Source organism: Sporomusa sp. GT1 (assembly GCF_014634905.1).
Classification (GTDB): domain Bacteria; phylum Bacillota; class Negativicutes; order Sporomusales; family Sporomusaceae; genus Sporomusa; species Sporomusa sphaeroides.
In genome coordinates, this window is the sequence record NZ_BMBX01000007.1 from 51,988 (window position 1) to 75,737 (window position 23,750).

The window sequence follows — 23,750 nt, forward strand, 5'->3', positions numbered from 1 at the left end:
CTTATTTGACAACCATTGTTATTACGCCGCGTGATATTCCTGTTGCCCGCTCAATTTGACGCATAGGTAGACTTTCTTTTTCTTTTTAACTTACGAATTACGTAATCTAGTTCTATTTTAGGCCAGCTTACTATTTCGTGAATTTCTCGCCCACCTGTATACTACATTATTCTTCATCGTATTTCTTCTTCGCTATATTTGTCCTGCCGGTTTCCTCTAAAAGAATCTTACTATATTTGTCACACATATATAATATCATATGCGTGACAAAAAAGGAACGTCCCCTCTGTCCTTGCAATTTGACGAATAGGTAAACTTTCTTTTCTTTTAACTTACGAATTACGTACTCTCGTTCTATTTTAGGCCAGCTTACTATTTCGCGAATTTCTCGCCCACCTGTATACTACATTATTCTTCATCGTATTTCTTCTTCGCTTATATTTGTCCTGCCGGTTTCCTCTAAAAGAATCTTACTATATTTCTTACACATATATAATATCATAGCGTGACAAAAAAGGAGCGTCCCCTTTTGTCCCCCCTTAAGAAAAACACAACCATCTTAATCTGGATGGTTGTGTTTTTCAGGCATTAACTTAATGACATTGACCATAAGGGGAGCATATCATACGTCCGCTGGCCTATTTTATATTACCAATTACCTTCCCCAGAACTTTTCCGCTTCTCTGCTGAGTTTCCGAACATTGTCGCTCATAAAAGGATACGCTTTTGCTAGAAGTACTTTCTCATCACCTAATCTTTCCAAAACACTTTGAGCCAGTACCTCTTGTATTTTCACATCTTCGGAAGAAGCCATATCTGTAAAAAATCTGAAAATACGGGTAGTAATTTCTTCGTTTTTTTCTTTATTCAACAGGTTCAGAAGATATGGTGTAACTACATCTCCAAAAAAGTTGTGCGGACTTGGTTCCTGGCCATCCCACCACTCAACTTCTTTTTCATAGGCTTCTTGAAATTCAGGTAACTCGACAATTAACTCTCTAACTAAAGAATCATACGTCACGACGCAGCTCCCTTCAATGCATCTTTTAAATCATTTAGCAACTTTTCAGCAATTCCTCTGTCTGATTGACTGAGGTTTTCTTTAGACAAGATATTTTCTAGATTTTTTACCCTCTCAATACCTTTCTGGATGTGGCTTTTTCCACCCACTAATTGACCAGTTGTTAGTTCATGTTTAATAGCGTCCGCCAATCCACCATCACCAACACTAGCACCAGGACGATAGATTTGATCTACTGCGTTTTTGAGTTTTTGATTAGAAACATTCTCCAATAAAATGTCTCGTGTAGCCTTACCCGACCCCTCTGCCGCCTTAGCTGCTGCTCTTGCAGCTGCTGCCGCTTCTTCTGCTGTCCTTACACCAGTTCCAATTCCCCCTGCAAGGCTACCACCAGAATATCCCAAGCCTAATGCAATTACACCCTCTGCCCACTCTCGCGCTTTAGCAAGGATTGACTCTTTCTTCTGGGCATCGGTATCATCGGTAATAGCAATTCCTATTGCTTTGCCATTGAACTCAAACAAGATAGTTTGATACTGGACTACTCCAGGGAAATAGGTATCTACTGAGCTTATTCCATTTCCCTTTTGATAATCCCAACCGTAATCAGGGTTATTTGCATCTTGCTCCCAGAAATATACTCCCTCTGGTGGCGGTTCAATAGCAGTATCAACTCCGTTTATTACCATGAAGAATCCATCTTTTGTATGAACTATCTCACCTTCACGATGGGTCCTATGGGCATAATCATTGTACTTAACTCCATTATAGGCTGCACCGGCTCCAACCTGGGCATTGCCACCTACTGCTTTAGCTGCTGCCGCTCCAACTATAGAACTGGCAATAAGCCGCAGATTTTTGTCGGTGATTTTAGATAATTCACCTTGAACAAGCTGGCTTAGACCATCCCCTGCTGCTCCAGAGGCAAAACCATTTCCAGAAAGGCTAGAGGTAATTCCTGCAGCTACAGCATGGAGAAGAGCCTTATATTCTCCACCTTCACCCCATTTTGCCTTTTCTTCTGGCGTTGATGCCTTTTCCCTCATGCGTTCAGCAAAATCACCAATTATTTTATTGGTTTCTTGACTAAACAGGTTAACTAATTCTTGTTGTTCTTCAACTTTTTCTTTATCAAAGATTTTACCTAAAGCATTCAAAGCTTGGTCGGTATTACGATTTATTTTGCTTATATCCGTATTGCCTGACCTTACTTCAATGGTGCCTTCAGCTATGGCTGATTTGGTTGTGCTTTCAGCTTCACCACTAACTGGAATACTAGGAACAGGGCTAACTCCTTTATCGCTTAAATAGCCTACTCCCGAACTGCTCGCACTATACTCCGCCTTATTCTCAATATCCGACCAAGTCAGTGTATCGGTGCTGATCCTGTTCTTATCCGCATCAGCCTCACTGCTAATGACCGCACCCTTCAGGTCAGTATTACCTCCGACTTCAATATCAAATCCGCCCTCACCGGCATAGATACCGGCCTGCTCGGTGACGCTTTGGTAGTCGGACTTAATCTTACCTTTGTTGGCAGAACCTTGCATACCAGGTTTGCCTGTAACGGTTTTCCCTAGGTCATTTTTGGAAATGTCAGCACTGATGCTCAGGCCGCTGGAGCTGTTCTTTTCATCATAGCTCTCTTTTTCCTGCAGGCTTTCTATATTGAGGTTTTCTCCCACATCGGCTTTTACGGTGTCACCGCTTACTTTGGAGCCGATGATGTTGGTGTCCTTGCCGGATTCCAGGGTCAGGGTATCGCTGGCGGTTACGCTGCTGGGATTATAGGCGGTGCTATTTTCTTTAACTTCTCCTTTGGCTTTGTTATACCCTGCATTGATGCCACTGATTCCCCCTGCGGAAATGCTGACCCCGATGCTGCCACTGCTGCTCTTCGAAGTCTGGTCTGTGGTGTTGGTATTGTCGCTGGCGGTGATGTTGATGTTTTCCTGGGCTTTCAGAGTGACATTTTCACCGCTGACGTTGGAACCGTGGATGTTGATGTCATCTTGGGTGGCCTGGATGGTAACGTCTCCCCCGGCTGTTACATTACTGCCCTGGGCCAGCGTGGTGCTGCTTTGGGATTTGCTTTCGGATTTTTGGCTGCCAAGGCTGACTTCGACGGTAAAGTTCTTTTGGGGGTCTTTTACGCCTGCCAAGTCTTTTTGTGTGTTTTTATCTGTCAGTTCGTCATAGACTTTGTAGCCGTACAGGGCGGCCAGGCGTTCATCTTTTACCTGGGTGGCGCGCTCAAGCGGTGCGACTACTTTATTGATGGCCTCCACGGTTTTACCGCCGATGGCCACAGTCAAGCCGCTCTTTTTGTATTCGTGTTTTTCCTGGGCGTTGTAGGTGTTGTCTTTGCTTTCTATGGTTACGATTTCACCTGTCAGGCTGATGTCCTGGCCGGCGATGACATCACTGGCTTGAGCGGTTACGTCTTTACCGGCTTCTATGGTCACATTGCCGTCTATGCTGCCGACGATGCTGCCGGCTTGTTCGATATTTTGGTTGGCGTAGGTGTCTTTTTGTTTTTCTTTGCCAATGCTAAAGCTGAGACCGCCGCCGGATAACAGTCCGGATTTCTTGACTTGCTTTTGATAGTCGCTGCTGCTGGTTTCCTCCTGGGAGGTGATGGTGACGTTCTCTTTGGCTTTGAGGGTGACGTCGTTATCGGCCACAACACTGGAACCGCTGATGATTATGTCTTTACCGGTGGCGGTGATATCCACACTGTCGCCGGAAATGCTGCTGCCAGCTACTGCTTCCAGGGTTTGACGGTCATAGACGTCGGTCTTGGTGGAGGAAAGGAAGCCTACTTTTTCCCGGTGTTCTTCGTGCAGGCGTTCGTGGTATTCGGTTTCGCCGCTAATGCTGACGTTTTCACCTGTAAGTTCCACTTTGCCTTGTTCACTGGCAATGCCGCTGCCTTTGACGGTGAGATCACGGCCGGCCTGGACGGTGATGTCCTGACCTGCGCCGAGCTGAGTGCCTACTACGGTCTCGTCCACGGTTTTGTCACGGGTAAAGTAGCTGCCGCCGCGTCTGCCAACACTGCTGTCCAGGCTGTCCAGATCTTTTACGGCACTGATGGTAATATCCCGGCCGGCAGTAAGGGTGGTCTTATCTTCGGCGGCAGTCAGCGCACCGCTCATGTTGATGTCCTGCCCGGCATCTATGGTTATGTTGCTGCCACCGATGACGCTTTGTTGATGGGTTACGGTGTCTATGACTACGTTTGATTTCGGATAGGTAACCGCTACATGTTTTTCGGCGGCAACACTGGCAATGTCAATATTGTTGCCGGCTTTCAGCGTAACGTCCTGGCCCGCGCTTAACGCAGCCCCGTGGTTAACAATATCATTTTTCGCTTCCAGGCTCAAAGAGCCTAAGCCGGCTGTGATGAGAGCAGTATCACCGATTACGGTCTGCTCCAGTTCCCGGTATGTTGTTGTTTTGGTTTCAGTCTGATTGACGATATCGTTGGCGGTTAAGGAAACATCGTTTTGACCGCGGATTTCGCCACTGATGTTTTGGATGGTTTCCTGGGCAGTAAAGTTGATATCATTGCCTTTTATTTTCCCGTACAGGTTTGTGATGTTTTCTGCGTCGGCCACTACGGTTTTATCGGCTTTGATGGTGCCGAGGTTGGTGATGTCCTGTTTGGCGTAAAGCTCGATATCACCGCCAATGATGAGAGCGCCGCTTTCGCTCAGATCTTCTGCTCTTAGGGATGACAAATACACTTCCGGCACCAATACTTTTTGACCGTTAATGGTTTCTTCCACCAGCCAGACGATGTCGCTGGTCAGGGAAGCCACTTGTTCGGCGGTTAAGCCAACGCCGATGGTAAGGCCCATTTCCTCAGCGGCAACCGCCCCATTTTCCATTAAGGCTTTATATTGTTCCAGGTCGGAGCTGTAGCCGTCGAGGAAGCGTTTGCCGGTGAGTCCGGTCAGTTGCTCGGTCACCAGTTTTTGTTCATAGTACCCGTCACCCAGGCGTTTAGCTACTTTAGCCGGGTCGGCTTTTACACGGTCGAGCAGGTAGTCGCTGGACAGGAAGTTATGATAATCTGCAAATTGTTTGTTGGTTTCAACCAGATATTTGGCACTGGGGTCCTGATTGAGCGTAAAAATCAGGGTATTGATTTTCAGATTGCTGATATCCAGTTCTGTGTTACCGGCCCCGCTCAGTTTATCGGTCAGGTCGGCTTTGATGTCTTTGGTTTTGAAGGTTATGACTTCACCGCCGGCTTCAACGGTTTTGTTGTCGATGGTGGTGGCATTCAGGGTTACTTTGCCGTTGGCACTGAGAACGCTTAAGCGTTCAACTTCCTGTTCATAGACGTTGTGGTCTTCGTAGGGCAGTATGGTTGTGCCATATTTCATGCGGCAGCGTATGTGGGCTCTCCGGTGTTTTTTGTATTTCCAGTAGTACGTATTGTTGCCGTAATCGTCATGGTGGATGGTGCCCTGATAACCCAGGTTTTCCAGTTTATCCCCGGTAATGGTCAGGTCTTTACCGGCGGAAATGGTGCTGTAGCGGTTGGCAACATTGCCTTCAATATCAATATTTCCATTGGCCAGGATATGGGATCCGGCGGTTTCCTCGGTAATGTTGCCGGTATGGATAATGCGGTTAAAGGTTCTCATGCCGTTATAGTAGTCGCCGCCCATATGCGAATAGGGAATTTTGTAGGAAATCCGCTGATTGGTTACGATCCAGGCGGTTTCAAAAATTTCTTTTTCGTTGATTAGCTCCTTGGCTTTAATATTGATATTGCCCCGGCTTTCGATGTCGGACGACTGGTTTAATACCGTGCCGGCTGCGGTAAGCGTAAGGTCGCCGCCGGCATAGAAAACGGAATTTTTGGTGTTGTTGATGGTTTGGGCAGTGACCGACGCGGTGCTGCCGGCAGCAATCAGGCCCGTTGTGTTGGCAAAGGTCTTTTTGGCGTTGCCGGCCAGAGCACCGTCAATAAGGAAGGCGCCCTGATTCCGATTGGTAATATTATCACCGGCAAAGCTGCCTGTCTGACCGGCCCTGATGGTGGCAGCATCATTCAGGATATCGCCGCTGGTTTTTACTGTTACATTACCATCGGCCGCCAGGAAGGAATTGTTGGTATTGCTAAAGGAAGCCGCCTCCATATCGACATCCCCGCCGGCAGTCCAGACAGCGTGGTCTTGTACGATGTCCCGGGTGGCCTGTACGTTTACATCCTTGCCGGTGTTTATAATTGCATGATTGGTATTTTCCACAGCACCTGCCCGGATAAAGGTTGAGCCATTGCCGATAATGGTCGCATTGTCATTGACCATTTGATTTTGCAGGTCGAATTGCCCATTTTGGCCATAGGAAACCAGGGCCGTACCGGTATTGGCAAAATCGGCGGCCTGCAGCGCAAGATTCTGTTCTGCCCGCACAATGGATTTTGTATTGTCAACACTGCCGGCAACGGCAATGGCGATATTGCCTTTACCGCTTATCATCGAGTTGTTTTTATTTTGCAGTTGCTGCCCGCTAATGGTAATATCGCCGCCGGCCAGCAGGGTTGCGGCATCCTGGGTTACGTCCTGGTTTACGGCAACCGCGATATCGCCGGCGGCTTCTATATAGCCGTTTTCCGTATTAGTAAAACGGCCGGCCCGGACGGTTATATTTTGGTCTGCCGAAATCTTACCGGTATTTTTCAGTGTACCGTCGGCGGCAATGTCCAGGTTGTTCGCCCAGATTTCCGATTGTTCTGCGGTAAACTGCCGGGTGATGAGGCTCAGGCCGGTGGTGGTCCTGGCATTTAGGCCGTCGCCCTGCAGCAGTAAATCACTTGTGGGAGCGCCAAAGGTAATGTTGCTATTTTCCCATTGGCTGACTTTGGCGGTAGCCAGAACGGCATTGGCTGTATTGATGAACCCCAAGCCATTCACACTGATGCCGTTGGCATTGGCAATAACCACACTGGCTTTATTGCCGGCGACTTCCAGATAACCGTTTAAAACACTGTTATTGGCACTGGTGACTTCATTTAAGATTACACTGGCTCCGTTACCGGCAATATTCATATTACGGTCGATATAGCCACCGAGTTCGGTCTTTACGTACTTTTCGGAGTTATTCAAGATCAGGCCGGTCGACTTGATGTTAAAATCGGTATATAAATTGCGGGAGACTCCGTTTGCATTGGCTTCGGAGATTTGCACCAAATCCACGCCATTGGCCGCTTTGTCAATGATTGGACGGTACTGGCCGGCGGCATTGGCGTCGGCTGTAAGGCGCAGGTTATCGTCTTTGGCAACATGGACGGTGGCAGCAGGCGCAGAATTCTCTGCGATGTCCGGTAAGTCAGGGATGGCGGGCGTATCCGGGGCGGTTGTCACCGGGCCTTGCTCTTCCGGGTCGGGGGGTTCTTCCGGCTCAGGGTCAGGATTGTTTTGTATGACCTGAACGCTGGCGCCGGTAACGCCCAACGGAGTGTATTTTACCTTGTCACCGGTTAGAGTAACGGCGCCGTCGGCGGCTAACACGCCGGTGCTGGTAACCGCACCGGCAGCGGTAATATTGAGGTCGGTTCCTGCCGTAACCTGACCGGAATTAGAAAACGTATCCTCGCCGGTAACCATGACCTTGCTGCTGGCCTCCAGCACGCCGGTATTGACGATTTTACCGCCGCCGGTCATTATCAGGTCGGCTGGTTCAGTAATTTCAACAGAGTCGGGATTATCCTCATTTTCTTCATAAGGCACTCCGGCCTGGATGATTCCCTCATTGGTTACAGCGCCTGCGGCACTGATGGTTATGTCTTTTCTGGCTACAAGCTGTCCTTTATTTTCAATGTCACCGGCAGCGGCAATCCGGATGCCGCCGTCAGAAACAATGCCGGTTTCGTCAGTATACAGCTCGCCGTCTTCAATATACTGCTTATCATTTTGAATAAACGTAATTTTGCCGTCATTGGTAATTTCCAAGCTGTTATTGGCATAGATATCGCCCTGTATGTTATAGCCCAGCCCTTTTTCCGTACCGACAAGTTGTATTTTCCCTGCATACATACCGCCTAAGGCGGCAATATCCAAGGCTATGTCCGGCTTGTCCGCAAGCGGATTCTCGATTGGTGCTGCCGCTAGTGTCTGGTAGTTTACCGTATTGGCGCCGGTGATTATGTTGATTTCATCTTGCGCCCACAAATCGGCATTAATGGCAGCGGCTCTTGTCATAATATCCAGCTTTGATACCGGCTCATGTACATACTTGCCTGTTGCATCATCCAACTCCGGGGCATTGCCGCTGCCTTCCACCGTGACCCTGCCGCCGGTAATCGTAAAGCTGTCGATATGCCCGCCGACAATATTGGGGGTGCCGGTAACCAGAGAAGCCCGGCTGGTGTTGATAAAACCAAAGCCGTTGCCGGTAATGCCGTTGGGATTGGCAATGATAATGGCGGCCTTGGTCCCGGCCACTTCCATCATCCCGTTTAGGTTGGAAATATTGCCGCCTGTTACTTCATTGAGGATGATGGCGGCTGCCTGACCGCCCAGGCCGGTATTGGGACCCACCGGTCCGGCCAGTTTTGAGGCCACAGCGGTATTGCCGGCATTATTGTTGAAGATCAGTCCGGGAATGCCTACGTTAAAATCGGTAAATTTATTATGAGAAAGGCCGGTTTCATTGGGCTTAACGATAGTAACGACAGGAACGCCATTTTGCCCGGTTACTGCGGGCGCATTAGCACCAGCCGACGCATCCGGCTCAACTGCCGCCGCATACCCGGCAAGGGTTGGGCATTGCAAGGCCCCAATGATTAGATAGGCAATAATTTTTTGTTTGCCTTTACTTAAAAAATTCATGTCCTGATTCCGTCCTTATTTGTATTTTAAAGCTGTGTTACTAACTGGAAGCCATAAACCTGCTTCGCAGTGGTAAAACCTTTTGGTTTTTTAAGCGGCCGGCCTACCGATACGTCATATTGAAGGGCACTGACTTTGCCCCGGAAGCCGATGGCGCCGCCTACCAGTTCAGTGCCTGACAGGTATTCGGTTGCCGGACCGCTCACTTTGCCATAGTCAACAGCTGTATACAATTGATGACTGGGCGCAAGCGGAAAACGAAGTTCATTTCTGATGACGATACCGTTTTCAGCAGATAAGGTTTGTTCCCCGTCAAAGCCTCTGACACTGTAGCGTCCGCCAATACTGAGAAATTCGGAACCGTAAATGCGGTCGCCGGTCGCCTGGCCGCGAATGCTCAAATTGTACTGCCCGGTAAATTTTCCATAATCAACAGGCGCGGTAATGCTAAGACCCCACAGAAACATGTTGTACTGCGTTGTAGCCTCACCTGCCAGGCTATCAGTCGGTCCCGGCACCGCCTTAAACCAAGGTACGCCCTTTTGCCATTTCACGGATGTGTCTAAAACGCTTTTGCCGATATATTGCCGGTGGGACACCCCTGTTTGTATGGCGGTAGTATCCTGCCGCTGCACTTCTATTTCCGTACCGTTAATATAGCTGCGGCGCTTTTTATGAAGGATAGCCAACTCTAAATCGGTTTTGCTGGTTTGGTTTCGCTGTAATAAATGGCTGATACTCAGCTGGTCACTGGTAAATTCCCCGGAAGAGACAAAGGGAAGTACAGCATTGGTAACTGTTTGACGGTATTCGTTATGGGAGTGGCTGTAGGAAACACGGTCATTGCCGAAAGGGATGGAGTAAAAGAGGCTGTTTGCCCGTGTGCCTTTTCGTTCTCCGGCTTGCTCGGCATCACTATTCCAGGAAATATAGAATAGATCATTGGCGGAAAGCAGCTGATCCAGCTCCAACGCCGCCGACATTTGCATTTTGCCGGTTTCTCTGGTGCCGGAATCATCCAGCGTCAAGACCAGCGACCATGGTTTACTCCTTTGGACATGAATGACCAGGTTGCTTTTTCCCATTTCCTGTGCCGGTTCGATTTTGATATCCACATCCTGGGAAGGAATGTACTTCATTTGATCCACTCCCTGCTCAATATCCCTGATATTGAGCAGGCTGCCTTTGCCCATGGGTAAAGCGTTGCCGTAGGTTCCCCAGGTGCCGGGCTCGGCAAAGCGGATGTCGGCGATTGTTCCTGGTGCCAGCGTAAAAAACAGCCTGCCCTGTGACAGGTCCTGTTCTTCCACATACACTCTGGTTGTTACATACCCGCGGTCAACGATCTCGGTATTGATTTTGTTCATCAGCATATTAATGCCTTGTACACCAATTTTCTGACCGGCGAATTGCTGAAGGTACTCGTCGATCCAGCCAAATTTATGGGCAAACCGGTCTGCTTTTAAATAAAAGTGCTCTATTTTAAAACTGTTTTGCTCTTCCGGCAAAGTAAAGACAGCAAGATTGTTTGTTTGCTTATGCAAAGTTGTCATCTGCTGCCTGCTTTGCCTTGCCATTTCCGCTTCCGCGCGTTTTGCGCCAAGCTCCTGTTCTTTTTGCTGAATGATGCTTTCTTGCTGCTGCAATATCTCATTCGTGTCCGGTGTGGCCGACACATTGCCGCTTATCCCTAAGATAGTGCAAAAAATGATTGCTTTGCTTATTTTTTGTAGCTTCATAAAATACCTCATACTTTTACTAAAATAATCATTATCTTCCTATTTTCGAACGTTGAATTGGCCGCCGGCACTTTCTGCCGGTAAGCTTGTATTGCTAAAGACATATCCACCATAATTTACCTTTTATGTAAAATTTCCTTCAGGACTTTAGTCCTGGTTCTTCGACATAAAGTTTGCTCTGCATAGAATTTTAGAGAACTCTATCACATGGTTGGATATTTTGTCATATCAGGTTCTTATTTCAGCGAAAAATAATGAGATTCATGTTGAGATATGTCGTTATTTTTTTATAAATAAAAAAAATTTATATTTCCCATTCACTTAATTTTGAGATAATACAAAAAATTACAAACCATTTTGATTTACATACATCTGCACCGGTTACTGATAAAGTCGACTTAGCTTCAAGTGGGGTTTTAGCCCCATCTGAAGGTTAGTCATCGGATAAAATGCATAAAAAGGACAACAGCTCTTGTCTGTTGTCCTCTGAAAATTACACTTAATCTCTGACTGCCTTGTTTTGTTTCAAAGCGCCCGGTCCGTCCTGCGCCACGGCCACTTCGGCTTCGCCGAAGGTTTTCATATCATTGATTACATGGAGCGAAGCGGTAATAAGCGACATTCCTAATGCGGCGCCTGTCCCTTCACCTAGGTTCATGTCCAGCTTCAGATAGGCCGGAAGTCCCAGCAAACCGAGAACTTCCCTATGTCCCGGCTCGGCGGCAAAATGCGAACCAATCAGATAGGCTTTCACCGCCGGCGCCATTTGTACGGCAAGCAGGGCGGCTGCACTGGTGACAAGGCCATCCAGCACTACGGCGGCCCGCCCGGCAGCCGCCCCAATAATTACTCCCACCAGGCCTGCCATTGACAAACTGCCTACTTTTGTCAATACATCCAGAGGATCCTGTTTATCAGGCTCATTTACCACCCAGGACCGCCGGATAATCACCCGCTCACGGCCGGTGAGGTTTTCCAGCGGCTGTTCACTATAGCAGGAGGCAACCGCCAAACCGGAAATTGTGCCGGCTATGCCCATTTCACCCAGTCCGATTACCTGCACACCGCTGGCGATGGCCTCTGAAGCCGTTTGGATTCCCACCTTGATGGCCTGTATTGTTTGCGTTCTGGTTAATGCCGGACCTTGCAGCATATTTGCCGTACCATAAGCAATTTTTTCATGCCGGACTTGCGCGTATGGCGGCAGCTCGGCGGCAACGCCGATATCCACCAGGACCAGCTTGGCCTGCGCATGTTCGGCAAAGCTGTTAATCACAGACCGGCCCTGGCAAAAATTACTAATCTTTTGGACGGTTGGTGTCTGCTCATATCTGCCTCTGGCTGCCAGGGCGGCTTCGCTGTCGGCAGCCATAATGATAATGCTTTTTTCCAGATTGCGGGGACGGGGATGGCCTGTAACCCCAGCCAGCTGCCGGGCGATATGTTCAAAAGAATGTAAACTGTTAAGCGGCTTGGTGAGGTTATCCAATCGCAGTTGACAGCGCTCCATCGCCTGCTCATCCAAGGGTTTGATGGTTGCCAGAATATCGTTAAACATGAGTCTGCCCTCCCCGGTTACTGTTATCAAGCAAGGTAACGGCTGCCTTCAACATGTCGATGGCGACTGAAGCGCCGATGCCTTCTCCCAGCCGGACCCCCATGTCGACAAACGCTTCCCGCCCCAGACAGCGCAAGGCAATGATATGGGCCGGTTCACCGGATAAATGGGACGCAAACAGGTATTCTTTGCTTACAGGCTGGATGGCATGGGCAATCAAAGCCGCCGCCGTGGTATTAAGGCCGTCAATTATGACAGCACAGCGATTAGCGGCAGCACCAAGAACAACCCCGGCAAGGGCTCCGATCTCAAACCCGCCAACCTTGGCCAATACATCAAGCCCGTCTTTGGCATCCGGTTTATTAACCGCCAACGCCTGGCGGACAATGGCAAGTTTTACCTGCATGCGGCTGTCCGATATGCCGGTCCCCCGCCCGGTAATCTTGTCCGGCTCCAGGCCGGTAAACGCACCGACAATGGCAGCACTGGCCGTCGTATTGCCAATGCCCATTTCCCCCAGGCTAAAACAATTGTAGCCTTCACTCACCTTACTGTTGACAATCTCAATCCCGGTTTCGATTGCCTGTACAGCCTGCTCCCGGCTCATGGCCGGCCCTTGTGTAAAATCCTGAGTTCCATAAGCAATCTTCCGGTGCCACAGTCCGGGAACATAGGATAAGTCACCTGCCACCCCAACATCCACCACCACCAGGTCAGAACCGCTGAAATTGGCAAAAGCGTTGGCACTGCCCCCTTTGGCGATAAGATAATTGGCTGTCATATGCATAGTAGTTTCCACCGGATAGGCACTGATACCCTGCCGGGCAACTCCATGATCTGCAGATGTTACCACCATGCAGCTGCGGGGCAGGCGCGGCTCGGTCTCACCGGTGATGCCTGCATACTGTCTGACCATGTCTCCCAACCGGCCAAGGCTGCCTGCCGGCTTGATCAGACTATCCAGCTTATCCTGTACCTGCTGCATAATCACAGTATCCGGGGCAGTAATTTTCACTAAGGTATCTTGCAGTAAACTCATAGCAACCTCCAATTATGTTAAGTAAAGAAAACACGGCTTGCGCCAAACCTTAGGCAAAAAACAGGGGGCAAAAATAAAAGGCTCTTTTGGGCAATCCCAAAAAAGCCTTCTTTTCCATGAAGGATGTAAAACGGTGTAAGGCAGGTCTCCTGGCTCCCGGTTCATCAATACTTACGCCTTCCCCTTGACGAGTGGCCTGTGTAAGCTCTCCTCCGGTACAGTGGCGGGCCCGCGCTTATGTATGGTGTGGCCATACTCAGACTTCCCTATTCTCCCCCGGTAGTAGTACCTTGTGTCACCATCTAATCTCAAATTTTAAGTGACACAAGATACTAGCCGGCGGCACCTTAACCGTATTATGCAAAATTTCCTTAATTATAACAGAGTCCTGTAAATACCGTCAATATGAACAGGCCGGGAATATTCCCGGCCTGTTTTCTGAAAGCATGATTATCCGCAGAACCTGGCTACGGCTTAATGGTGTCTTTAAAGACTTGCTTGCCATCTTTCATTTCAATAATAACGGCATTTTTCTCTGCATCATGGGTGGCATTTAAGGTCGTCGCACCAGTGATAGCAGCAAAATCTTTGGTGGCGGCAAGCGCCTCACGGATCTTAGCCGGCTCCACACTGTTAGCGCGTTTGATGGCGTCAATCAGCAGATTGGCGGCATCATAACCCAAAACAGCCAATGCATCCGGCACTAATCCATACTCTTTTTTGTAAGCTTCAACAAAAGCTTGTGAGGTGGGACTGGTGTTATCCACCGAGTAGTGGTTGGTAAAGTAGGTGTTATTTAACGCGGCGGCTGTGCCAATTTCTATTAGTTTAGGCGAATCCCAGCCATCACCGCCGATAATGGGAACAGTAATGCCCAATTCGCGCGCTTGTTTTACAATTTTGCCTACTTCCTCATAATATCCGGGCACATACAGCACTTCAGGATTAAGGGCTTTTATTTTGGTTAAAATAGTCTTGAAATCCTGGTCCTTTTGCAAATAGGCTTCTTTGGACAAAACCACGCCGCCGCCTTTAGTAAAGGCCTCTTCAAAGAAGGTGGACAGTCCTTTGCTGTAATCACTGCTATTATCCACTAAGATAGCGGCTTTTTTAAGGTTTAAGCTATTGAGGACAAAATTAGCTCCTACCGTCCCCTGGAACGGATCAATAAAGCAGACGCGGAAAGTATAGTCTTTTACCTTATTGGTTTTTTCATCCACAGTTACTTTCGGATTGGTTGCCCCTACTGCTAAAAGCGGAACTTTGGTTGCTTCAGCTACACTGGAGGCAGCAATGGCGTTCGAACTGGCAAACATACCTGTGATGGCGACTACCTTGTCCTGAGTTGCCAGTTTGGTCATAGCGTTGGCGGCTTCAGAAGGTTCACTCTTATTATCGGCAACAACGGCGGTTATTTGTTTGCCAAGCACTCCGCCTTTGGCATTGGCTTCTTTAATAGCCATTCTGGCACCATTAGCAGAAGAAGTACCCATGGTTGCGTTACCGCCAGTCATTTCATTTAGAACACCAATTTTGATGTCATTGGAAGCGGTCCCGCCGCAGCCTGCCATAACTCCTGCCATTAACAGCACAACAGTTAGTACGGCTACTAATTTTACACTTGTTTTACGCATTACCCAATTTCTCCTCCCTTTTTTTGACCCATAAACCGCTTGCTTTTTGCCAGGCTCGCACTTGGCCGGCTAATAAAAGCAACGATTTTTTATAAAGCAGACTTAGCTTCAGGTGGGGTTTTAACCCCATCTGAAGGTTAGTTCGCCCTTATCCGGGGACTTAGTCGCTCTTACTCCCACCTGGAGAGGTGGGAGTCTTAGAGCGAGTTAGTCATCGGATAAAGTAAACTTAGCTTCAGATGGGGGTTTTCAGCCCATCCGAAGCTAAGTCTCCCTTAACCAGAAAAAATTAGACTGCCTGGTTTTTTGAAAAATCAGGCAAAAAGTATACTGTCTATATACTTTTATAGTATTTTTTTAATCCTGTTTCTTCTAGTTCTACATTATATTACATTACCCAGGCTTTTTCAAGATAACCAACCATCACAATTACTAATTATCTTTATTTTTTTCACCATTTGTACTTCCTGCAAATACACACCCCTTATTCGTCCTCCCCTATTACCCTTTACCGAAAATTCGCTTATCTTTTTCGTGAAATAACCCACCTAGTACGTAGTAAATTTGGCCAAGAGACTTCTTTACTCATTTTACCAATCCGTGTTATTATAAACATACCACTTTATAGTTAAAGGAGGTTGTTAGTTTGCCGGGCAGAAATTTATCCATTGCTATTGCCGGAAGCTATAGGAAAAACATGCGGTCAGTGCCCTAGTGGGATAGTAGCTTTAGTTGGCGAAGATTTTACCTAATCAAGGGAGCGGATTATATTTTGTATGAATTTATGCATATTTTATTGAGTAAATTACCTAAAGGCTGGGTTTTACAACACACAATCACGATATGCACATAAATGGTTGAAACAGGAAAGGAAGTTGTTAATGACGACAGACTTATTAGAAAAATTGAAAGAGGCTGCGCAATCGGTCTTGCCAGTCAGTGCCATTGTACTTGCTTTGCATTTTACGATATCTCCTCTGCCGTTTTGGTCTTTGATGCTGTTTCTTACAGGCACCCTCCTGCTCATTATCGGCATGAGCATTTTTACCATGGGCGCCGACATTGCCATGATGCCTATCGGGGAAGCCATCGGCGCAGAATTAACCAAATCAAAAAACATCTGGCTGATCGTCGGCTCCGCGTTTATTCTGGGTGTGGTTGTCACCATAGCCGAGCCGGATTTGCAGGTACTAACCAAACAGGTACCGGCGGTGCCTGATATGGTTCTGGTAAGTTCGGTGGCTTTTGGCGTAGGTGTGTTTCTCGTGTTAGCACTACTGCGCATTCTATTCCAGTTTTCACTGTCCTATATGTTTATTGTATCGTATGTGATATTGTTCATTGTCGCCGCACTGACGGCACCCGATTTTCTGGCTGTCGGCTTTGATTCCGGCGGCGTAACCACCGGGCCGATCACAGTACCGTTTATTCTTGCCCTGGGCGCCGGTATTTCCGCAGTAAGAGGCGGTAAAAGTTCGGAAGAAGATAGTTTCGGCCTTTGCTCGTTATGTTCCATCGGTCCTGTTTTAGCGGTTTTAGTTATGGGTATGTTTTTTGATGCCTCAGGTTCCGGGTTCGCCTTTGAACCAAATGCCAGCGTAAATAATCTTGGCGAATTATTAGATTCCTATCGTCATGGCTTTGTCCTCTTATTTGAGGAAGTCTTAACCATCCTTCTGCCCATTGTGGTTATTTTTATACTTTTCCAGTTCATTCGCTTGAAATTGTCAAAAACAAAATTAATACGAATATTGATCGGTATTGTCTACACCTTGATCGGGCTCTCCATCTTCCTGACTGGCGTCAATATCGGTTTTATGCCTGCAGGCACTTATATCGGCAAAGAACTTGCCACCCTTCCTTATAATTGGATTCTGATTCCTCTGAGCGCAATCATCGGCTTCTTTGTCGTTTACGCCGAACCTGCCGTTCATGTACTCAACAAACAGGTTGAGGATATAACCAGCGGCTCCATCTCCAAAAAAATGATGATGACAGGCTTGTCTTTAGGAACAAGTGCTGCTTTGATATTATCGGTGGTACGAATTTTAACCGAAATCAGCATTTGGTACTTCTTACTTCCCGGATATTTGCTGGCTTTGGGGTTAACCTTTTTTACACCAAAAATATTTACAGCCATTGCTTTTGACTCCGGCGGGGTTGCGGCCGGCACCATGACTGCGGCGTTTTTGCTCCCCTTTGCCGTGGGTATCTGCGAAGCTGTCGGCGGCAATGTCATGACAGATGCCTTTGGCATTATTGCCATGGTGGCAATGATGCCATTGATAACCATACAGGTCGTTGGGGTTATTTACAACATGAAGCTTATGCACAACAAAAACCTGGAGGAAAATCTGCATACCGATTTGCTATTCGCAACTTCGTTTGATGAACCTGACGGCAGCGATAGTGCCACCGCCCCATTGCCCTATGCCGAAGGTGATGAAAATTCCTCTGCTCTAAATAATAAGAATGACTTGGATTTGCATACAACACATGATAATATAATAGAGTTGACAGAGGACCAAAAAGATGCAAACCTCACGGAATGCGAGCAAGAAAATAACCTGACGGCTCGAAAGGAGAAATAAAAACATGCCGCAAACTCTATCACTGGTGTTTGTAGTGGCGATTGTAAACAGAGGCAAAGGCCAAAAAATGTCAGAGCTTTTTGCTGATGCTGGCATAAAATTTGACTTGCTGGCTCTGGGAAAAGGAACCGCAGATAAAAAGTTTCTCTCCTATTTGGGCCTCGGTGAAACAGAAAAAGATGTTTTGTTTTGCCCAATGCCATTCGAACTATCACGAACTATCTTAAAAAATCTTAATGAGGAAACACACCTTGGCAAGCCTGGCAAAGGCATTGCATTCTGCATCACGATAAACAGTATTGTAGACGCCGCATCGAAGATACAAACACAGGATGCTCCCCAAAATCAAGGAGGGATAGCTATGGAGATTCCACATAATTATGATTTAATTATTGCTGTCACCAACCAGGGTTATGCTCATGAGGTCATGGATGCTGCGAAAGCCGCAGGAGCAACCGGTGGTACTATTTTACACACAAGAGGTGTTGGGCTGCAAAAGGCTGAGAAATTCTTCGGCATATCCATCCAGCACGAAAAAGATATGCTGTTCATTCTGACAGAAACGCAGAAGCGCCAGGACATCATGACCGCAATTACACAAAATGCAGGTCTGCAAACCGAGGCGAAAACTATAACCTTTTCCCTTCCCGTCAACGGCGTTGCCGGACTTCCCCAGAGAAACGCCCCTACTCCTAACTAGTCATTTTCAACTACAACGCCAAAGCTGTAACCGGTATATATTCATCCTTTGCCGGTTACAGCTTTTTTGTGTGCTTTCAGCCTTATAACGCAATTTTTTTGTAAAAAAACAACGAATTTTATTCTAATATGTTGACACTTCTGCAAAAACATTGTTACAATATTTTTAGCCCAGTATACATTTTTTACTAATTTATTATATTTCTGGAAAATATTGTACTTGGTAAAATTGCACATGGACAAGTTGTCAGTATCTGTTATCATGGCACTATTCCTATTATTCAAGGAGGTTTTAGTTTGCCAGGCAGGAATCCCAAAATACTAGCTGCGAAAAAATACCTGTCATTATTTTTTGGCTCTATTTTAACGGCAATAGGATTGGAAATATTCTTAGTGCCAAATCAAATCATTGATGGCGGGGTTGTCGGGCTGTCAATAATGGCCAGCCATCTCACCTCCCTGTCACTAAGCGCATATCTGGTTTTGTTCAACCTGCCCTTCCTGTACTTAGGGTATGTCCAGATAGGAAAAACTTTTGCCTTTTCCACGATTTTCTCGATTTGTTCTTTATCCTACTGGGTTTCCGTCTTCCACCCCATTCCGGAGTTAACTGACGACTTATTCTTAGCCGCCATCTTTGGCGGCATCATTGTGGGCTTAGGTGTGGGAATCATCATTAGAAACGGCGGCTCATTAGACGGCACTGAGATTGTCGCCATTATTTTAGACAAAAAAACCGCCTTTTCCGTAGGCGAAGTGGTCATGTTTATCAACCTGTTTATCCTGGGCAGTGCCGGTCTTGTCTTTACCTGGGATAAAGCCATGTACTCGCTGGTCACCTACTTTGTCATCTTTAAGGTAATTGACCTGACCATTCAGGGCCTGGATGAGTCTAAAGGCGTGTTCATCATCTCAGACAACCATACCGAAATTGCCGCCGCACTCATGGCCCGGCTGGGCCGGGGAGTGACCATTCTCCAAGGCGAAGGGGCCTATACAGGCTCTCCCAAAAAAGTGCTTTATTCGGTTATAACCAGGCTGGAAATCGCCAAACTCAAAACAATAGTGGAAGAAAAAGACGAAAGCGCGTTTGTTACCATCAGCGAAGTGCATGATGTGATGGGTGGTAACTTAAAAAAGAAATCCATCCATTAATTGAGGGGAAAAAGCTGCAACCGGATAATTGTTGTCAATTGTCCGGTTGCAGTTTTTTCTCCGGTAATCTGCCAGGTTTTATGCCTTTTGTCCGACAACATACACCTTAACATTCTTAATGCCAAAATCATAGGCCTTTGCTACCGAACTCATGGCAATATCAATCCGGTTGCCTTTGATGGCCCCGCCGGTATCTTCCGCCACCGCATAATGGCCGGTGCCGTCAGGATATTCCAGATATACGCGTGAGCCCAGCGGGATAATATTAGGGTCTACGGCAATAATGCCCGGGCGGACAGTTGTGCCTATATACGTTTTATCGCCCCACTGTCCGTTATCATGGGGACCGGGTGCATAGGCAGTGGCTCTGACATGCAAAACATCCTGAAAATTGTCAGGAGCATTGGCTGCCGGTTTCGCAGCCGCCGGCGCAGCCTGAACCTGCTTGACAGCCTGCTTTGGCACTGCCGCGTTTTCCGCCACAGCCTGTTGCCGGGCTTGTTGGGCGCGCTCTGCCGCTGCCGCTTTGGCCTGCATTCTGGCAGCTTTCTTCAACGGGGTTTTACTATCTGTTTGCACTTTGAACTGTCCTTTAGGCGTTTTCACCGTTTGCTGCACAGCAGCATCAGGCCGTGTGGCTGCATCGGGAGCCGCTGAGGCGTGAGCTGTAGCGGGCATGCCTGGCAAGAATGCCGATGTCACAAACGCAGCACCGGCTACTGCGGCAGCGGCGGCCATGCGTTTGAACCTGCGCCGCAAAGATTTTGTCGATTTGCCATGCGGTTTGTGTTTCATGCAGATTGGCCTCCTTGTCCAAATGATTACCTATAGTTTTTGCCAAATGACAGGTTCCATGCTAAACAGTTTTTAACAAACATTTTTCCAATTCATACACTGTGGAAACAATATAAGTAGGCTGTGCCGCTTCCAGTTCGGCAAGTCCGCCATAGCCATAGCTAACGGCAACAGAATCAATCCGGTTATGCTTAGCGCCAAGAATATCATGTTTTCTATCGCCCACCATGATGATATTCCGCCTGTCAAAGCCCGGCAGGGAAGCTAATATATGGTCAATAATCTCGGCCTTATGAATGCGGGAACCATCCAGATTGCTGCCGACAATGGAGCTAAAGAATCGGTCCAGGCCAAAATGCGCCATAATCTGTTCCGAGAAAACCGTCGGTTTTGAGGTGGCAACAATAAGCTGCCTGTCCACAGCCGCCAGCCGGGCAAGCAGTTCTTTAATTCCCGGATAAACGGCATTTTCATACATGCCTGCCTTGGTAAAGTATTCCCGGTAATACCCCACTGCCGCATGGGCTTGTTCGTTAGTTAGTGAATAAAACTCCTGGAAGGATTCTACCAGCGGCGGGCCAATAAACGCAGTCAGCTTATCCAGGTCAGGTTCATGAATATCGTATTTCGCCAGTGCATACTGCACCGATTTGGTAATACCTACTTTCGGATCGGTAAGTGTTCCGTCCAAATCAAATAAAATTACTTGATAACTCATATGCTAACGACTCCCTGTCTCAAATTGGTGCGAAACTTAGGCCTCCGGTAAAGTAGACTTAGCTTCAGGTGGGTTTTAACCCCATCTGAAGCTAAGTCGCCCTTATCCAGGGACTTAGTCGCTCTTACTCCCACCTGGAGAGGTGGGAGTCTTAGAGCGAGTTAGTCATCGGATAAAGATGTCGAATTTTGTTCCATATTTGTTGACAACCTGGCAGCAGATTGCTACAATACTGACAATGTCCGCATACACATAGGAGGCTATTATGGATTTATTGAAACGAAGAATTCAGACCGACGGTCTGATTTTAGATAATTCGTTACTAAAAGTTGATTCTTTTTTGAACCAGCAAATCGACCCGGAACTCATGATGAAAATTGGCGAAGAATTTGTCCGGCGGTTTGAGGGCGAAGCCATCAACAAGATACTAACCATCGAATCCTCCGGCATCGCCATTTCAGTAATGACCGGTCTGCTGCTGAAGGTGCCGGTCATTTTTGCCCGCAAGAAAAAACCCAAGGTAGCAAGCGATGATGTGTACACCGCCAAAGTCTATTCCTATACCAAGCAGGAAAGCAACACCATCATGGTATCAAAACAGTTTTTGCAAAAAGATGATAATGTCCTGATCATTGACGACTTCTTAGCCAATGGCGAAGCCGCTGCCGGCCTGGCCAATATTGTCAGACAAGCCGGCGCTAACGTAGTAGGCATCGGTATTGTCATTGAAAAATCATTTCAGCCCGGCGCGCAGAAATTAACCGACGCCGGCTACCGCGTTGAGTCACTGGCCCGGATAAAGTCGTTTACCAACGGCCAGGCCGACTTTCTGTAATCACCCTGCAAACTGGGCCAGCATCATGCATTTTCCCTTATTGTCAACAAAACGCTCACCGTTGGCCGTAACCGGTACAAATCCGGCACGGGCATACATCGGATTGACCCAGGTATATACAAGCACAGTAAACCGTCCCTCACCATGATGGGCTTTGATTTTCTCAATACGTTCCTGCAGCATCAGGGTATTAACGCCCTGATGCCGCCATTCCGGCAGGACGGTCGCCCAGGATAACTCATACACGGAAAAAGCGCACATCGACGGCGCCCAGGCAGCCACGCCGATAATGCTGTCATCCACAATTGCGGCAACAAAATGGGCCCGTACATAGCCTGCAATATCGCCTTTCAGAAAGGCCTTCATCTCGGCCTTTACATACATCAGGCTAGTTTCATCCCAGTCACTGCGACGAAAAACCGCCAGTGCTTCCTCATATTTTGTTGCTGTCAAATCCACTATCTTAACATTTCTCATACTATTACCCTCCACAAATAAAGAGCCATAATCTCTCCCTTAACAGGAGGAATTATGGCTCTGATTCGTTATGCAGCAGCAATTTTCCTTTATTTATTGTAGCAAAATACTGCTCTTTTATACTACTCCATGGGCTTTCATGGCTTCCGCCACTCTAACAAATCCGGCAATATTGGCACCGGCAACCAAATTATCCTGTAAGCCATAATCGGCTGCGGCCTTGCTGGCATTTTTATAAATATTAATCATAATATCTTTAAGCTTGGCATCAACTTCCTCAAAAGTCCAGGAGAGTCTCATGCTGTTTTGTGACATTTCCAGCGCCGAAGTCGCAACCCCGCCGGCGTTTGCCGCCTTGGCCGGCCCAAACAGAACGCCATTGTCCAGGAATACCTTGGTCCCCTCAAGATTGGTTGGCATATTGGCCCCTTCGGCGACGACCTTGCAGCCATTTTTAACAAGTATCCTGGCATCCTCTTCGTTAATTTCGTTTTGGGTTGCACAGGGCAGCGCAATATCGCACGGAATTGTCCAGATACCGGAGCAGCAGCCTTCATAATATTTAGCTGTCGGATGGTATTTTATATATTCATAAATCCGTTTGCGTTCCACTTCTTTAATTTGCTTCAGGGTTTCCACATTAATGCCGTTGGCGTCATAAATATAGCCGTTAGAATCACTTACCGCCACAACCTTGCCACCATATTCGCCGATTTTTTCCACAGCATAGATGGCCACATTACCAGAACCGGAAACAAGCACGGTTTTCCCCTCAATGGACATGCCCTTTGCTTTCATCATTTCATTTACAAAGTACACAAGCCCGTAGCCTGTGGCCTGTTTTCTTCCCAGGCTGCCCCCGTATGTCAGGCCTTTGCCGGTTAAAACGCCGGCTTCGTAGGCGTTGGCAATGCGTTTATACTGGCCAAACATATAGCCGATCTCCCGCGCGCCAACGCCGATATCGCCTGCAGGCACATCGACATCCTGACCAATATGCCGGTAAAGCTCGGTCATGAAGCTTTGACAGAAATGCATAATTTCCATATCGCTTTTCCCTTTGGGGTCAAAGTCGGAACCACCTTTGCCACCGCCAATGGGTAAGCCTGTCAATGAATTTTTAAAGGTTTGCTCAAAACCCAAAAACTTAATAATTCCCTGATATACGGAAGGGTGAAAGCGCAAGCCGCCTTTATATGGACCGATCGCACTATTATACTGCACTCTGAAGCCTCTGTTAACCTGTACCTGGCCGGAATCGTCCACCCAGGGAACTCTAAATACAATCTGCCGTTCAGGTTCAATAATACTTTCAATAATTCCCATCGTAATGTACTCCGGATGTTTTTCCAGCACCGGCTCCAAAGATTCCAGAACCTCTTTTACCGCCTGATGAAACTCCGGTTCACAGGCGTTTCTCTTTACAACCCGCTCATATAGTTCTTCACAGTACTGTTTTGCACTTATTGCCATGTAGCATCCTCCTCTTTTCCCCCGCTATGTATGTTCTGTAAGCGTATTAGATTTTAACTGTTCGCAGCAAGCCTGCTTGCATAAAACAGACAAATTCTTTCATACAGGACTTCCCCTGGTTATTATCATCGTCTTACCATCCTCCTTTAACTTTTTGCTTTTATCC

The 23,750-nt window shown here is 47.4% G+C and carries 14 protein-coding genes and 1 riboswitch; of the genes, 4 read left to right on the forward strand and 10 right to left on the reverse strand.

Annotated features, from left to right (window positions below; all coding sequences use genetic code 11):
* Positions 1-655 precede the first annotated feature (655 nt).
* From GT1_RS10520 to GT1_RS10545, 6 genes are all read right to left on the reverse strand, one after another.
* Positions 656-1,021: a hypothetical protein gene (locus GT1_RS10520; protein WP_083945711.1), complete on the reverse strand. Its 366-nt coding sequence runs from the start codon at positions 1,019-1,021 to the stop codon at positions 656-658.
* Positions 1,018-8,871 carry a hemagglutinin repeat-containing protein gene (locus tag GT1_RS10525; protein WP_188398667.1) on the reverse strand — a complete coding sequence of 2,618 codons (7,854 nt, stop codon included), beginning with the start codon at positions 8,869-8,871 and terminating at the stop codon, positions 1,018-1,020. Before GT1_RS10525 ends, GT1_RS10520 begins: the two co-directional genes overlap by 4 nt.
* Before the next feature lie 26 nt (positions 8,872-8,897).
* On the reverse strand, positions 8,898-10,610 hold the full coding sequence (locus GT1_RS10530) for a ShlB/FhaC/HecB family hemolysin secretion/activation protein (RefSeq protein ID WP_188398668.1): 1,713 nt from the start codon (positions 10,608-10,610) through the stop codon (positions 8,898-8,900).
* Positions 10,611-11,109: 499 nt separating this feature from the next.
* Positions 11,110-12,168: a nicotinate-nucleotide--dimethylbenzimidazole phosphoribosyltransferase gene (locus tag GT1_RS10535; RefSeq protein WP_188398669.1), complete on the reverse strand. Its 1,059-nt coding sequence runs from the start codon at positions 12,166-12,168 to the stop codon at positions 11,110-11,112.
* A complete protein-coding gene (cobT, locus tag GT1_RS10540; RefSeq protein ID WP_188398670.1) occupies positions 12,161-13,207 on the reverse strand; it encodes a nicotinate-nucleotide--dimethylbenzimidazole phosphoribosyltransferase in 1,047 nt (348 codons plus the stop codon). The genes GT1_RS10535 and cobT overlap by 8 nt, the downstream gene beginning before the upstream one ends.
* Positions 13,208-13,328: 121 nt before the next feature.
* Positions 13,329-13,515, reverse strand: a riboswitch (cobalamin riboswitch).
* Between the two features lie 159 nt (positions 13,516-13,674).
* Positions 13,675-14,841, reverse strand: coding sequence for an ABC transporter substrate-binding protein (locus GT1_RS10545; RefSeq protein ID WP_075757759.1), 1,167 nt, complete (start codon positions 14,839-14,841; stop codon positions 13,675-13,677).
* 881 nt (positions 14,842-15,722) lie between these two features.
* On the opposite strand from GT1_RS10545, the gene GT1_RS10550 reads away from it, so the two are divergent.
* The 3 genes from GT1_RS10550 (at position 15,723) to GT1_RS10560 (ending at position 19,286) form a co-directional block, all read left to right on the forward strand.
* Positions 15,723-17,432 (forward strand): DUF1538 domain-containing protein, encoded by a 1,710-nt coding sequence (locus GT1_RS10550; RefSeq protein WP_188398671.1) that lies wholly within the window; start codon positions 15,723-15,725, stop codon positions 17,430-17,432.
* A gap of 34 nt (positions 17,433-17,466) precedes the next feature.
* Entirely contained in the window at positions 17,467-18,132 is a 666-nt protein-coding gene (locus GT1_RS10555) for a P-II family nitrogen regulator (RefSeq protein ID WP_188398672.1), read from the forward strand.
* A gap of 296 nt (positions 18,133-18,428) precedes the next feature.
* On the forward strand, positions 18,429-19,286 hold the full coding sequence (locus GT1_RS10560) for a YitT family protein (protein ID WP_075757756.1): 858 nt from the start codon (positions 18,429-18,431) through the stop codon (positions 19,284-19,286).
* Between the two features lie 78 nt (positions 19,287-19,364).
* Here the strand turns inward: GT1_RS10560 and GT1_RS10565 are convergent, their stop codons facing one another.
* Positions 19,365-20,081 carry a 3D domain-containing protein gene (locus GT1_RS10565; RefSeq protein ID WP_223226170.1) on the reverse strand — a complete coding sequence of 239 codons (717 nt, stop codon included), beginning with the start codon at positions 20,079-20,081 and terminating at the stop codon, positions 19,365-19,367.
* Between the two features lie 61 nt (positions 20,082-20,142).
* Positions 20,143-20,799: an HAD family hydrolase gene (locus tag GT1_RS10570; RefSeq protein WP_188398673.1), complete on the reverse strand. Its 657-nt coding sequence runs from the start codon at positions 20,797-20,799 to the stop codon at positions 20,143-20,145.
* A 265-nt stretch (positions 20,800-21,064) separates the two neighbouring features.
* On the opposite strand from GT1_RS10570, the gene GT1_RS10575 reads away from it, so the two are divergent.
* A complete protein-coding gene (locus GT1_RS10575) occupies positions 21,065-21,634 on the forward strand; it encodes a xanthine phosphoribosyltransferase (RefSeq protein ID WP_075757753.1) in 570 nt (189 codons plus the stop codon).
* Here GT1_RS10575 and GT1_RS10580 read toward each other — a convergent pair whose 3' ends face one another.
* Together GT1_RS10580 and gdhA are read right to left on the reverse strand one after the other, a co-directional pair.
* Positions 21,635-22,111, reverse strand: coding sequence for a GNAT family N-acetyltransferase (locus tag GT1_RS10580; RefSeq protein WP_188398674.1), 477 nt, complete (start codon positions 22,109-22,111; stop codon positions 21,635-21,637). It abuts the gene before it with no gap.
* A 117-nt stretch (positions 22,112-22,228) separates the two neighbouring features.
* Positions 22,229-23,584, reverse strand: a complete 1,356-nt coding sequence (gene gdhA / locus GT1_RS10585; RefSeq protein ID WP_188398675.1) for an NADP-specific glutamate dehydrogenase — start codon at positions 23,582-23,584, stop codon at positions 22,229-22,231.
* Positions 23,585-23,750: the final 166 nt, after the last annotated feature.

Bases quoted from the DNA above. Each gene is read 5' to 3' on its own strand.
- GT1_RS10575 (WP_075757753.1), top strand. From the start codon at position 21,065: ATGGATTTATTGAAACGAAGAATTCAGACCGACGGTCTGATTTTAGAT.
- GT1_RS10545 (WP_075757759.1), bottom strand. From the start codon at position 14,841: ATGCGTAAAACAAGTGTAAAATTAGTAGCCGTACTAACTGTTGTGCTG.
- cobT (WP_188398670.1), bottom strand. From the start codon at position 13,207: ATGAGTTTACTGCAAGATACCTTAGTGAAAATTACTGCCCCGGATACT.
- GT1_RS10565 (WP_223226170.1), bottom strand. From the start codon at position 20,081: ATGAAACACAAACCGCATGGCAAATCGACAAAATCTTTGCGGCGCAGG.
- GT1_RS10535 (WP_188398669.1), bottom strand. From the start codon at position 12,168: ATGTTTAACGATATTCTGGCAACCATCAAACCCTTGGATGAGCAGGCG.
- GT1_RS10570 (WP_188398673.1), bottom strand. From the start codon at position 20,799: ATGAGTTATCAAGTAATTTTATTTGATTTGGACGGAACACTTACCGAT.
- GT1_RS10550 (WP_188398671.1), top strand. From the start codon at position 15,723: ATGACGACAGACTTATTAGAAAAATTGAAAGAGGCTGCGCAATCGGTC.
- GT1_RS10580 (WP_188398674.1), bottom strand. From the start codon at position 22,111: ATGAGAAATGTTAAGATAGTGGATTTGACAGCAACAAAATATGAGGAA.
- gdhA (WP_188398675.1), bottom strand. From the start codon at position 23,584: ATGGCAATAAGTGCAAAACAGTACTGTGAAGAACTATATGAGCGGGTT.
- GT1_RS10525 (WP_188398667.1), bottom strand. From the start codon at position 8,871: ATGAATTTTTTAAGTAAAGGCAAACAAAAAATTATTGCCTATCTAATC.
- GT1_RS10530 (WP_188398668.1), bottom strand. From the start codon at position 10,610: ATGAAGCTACAAAAAATAAGCAAAGCAATCATTTTTTGCACTATCTTA.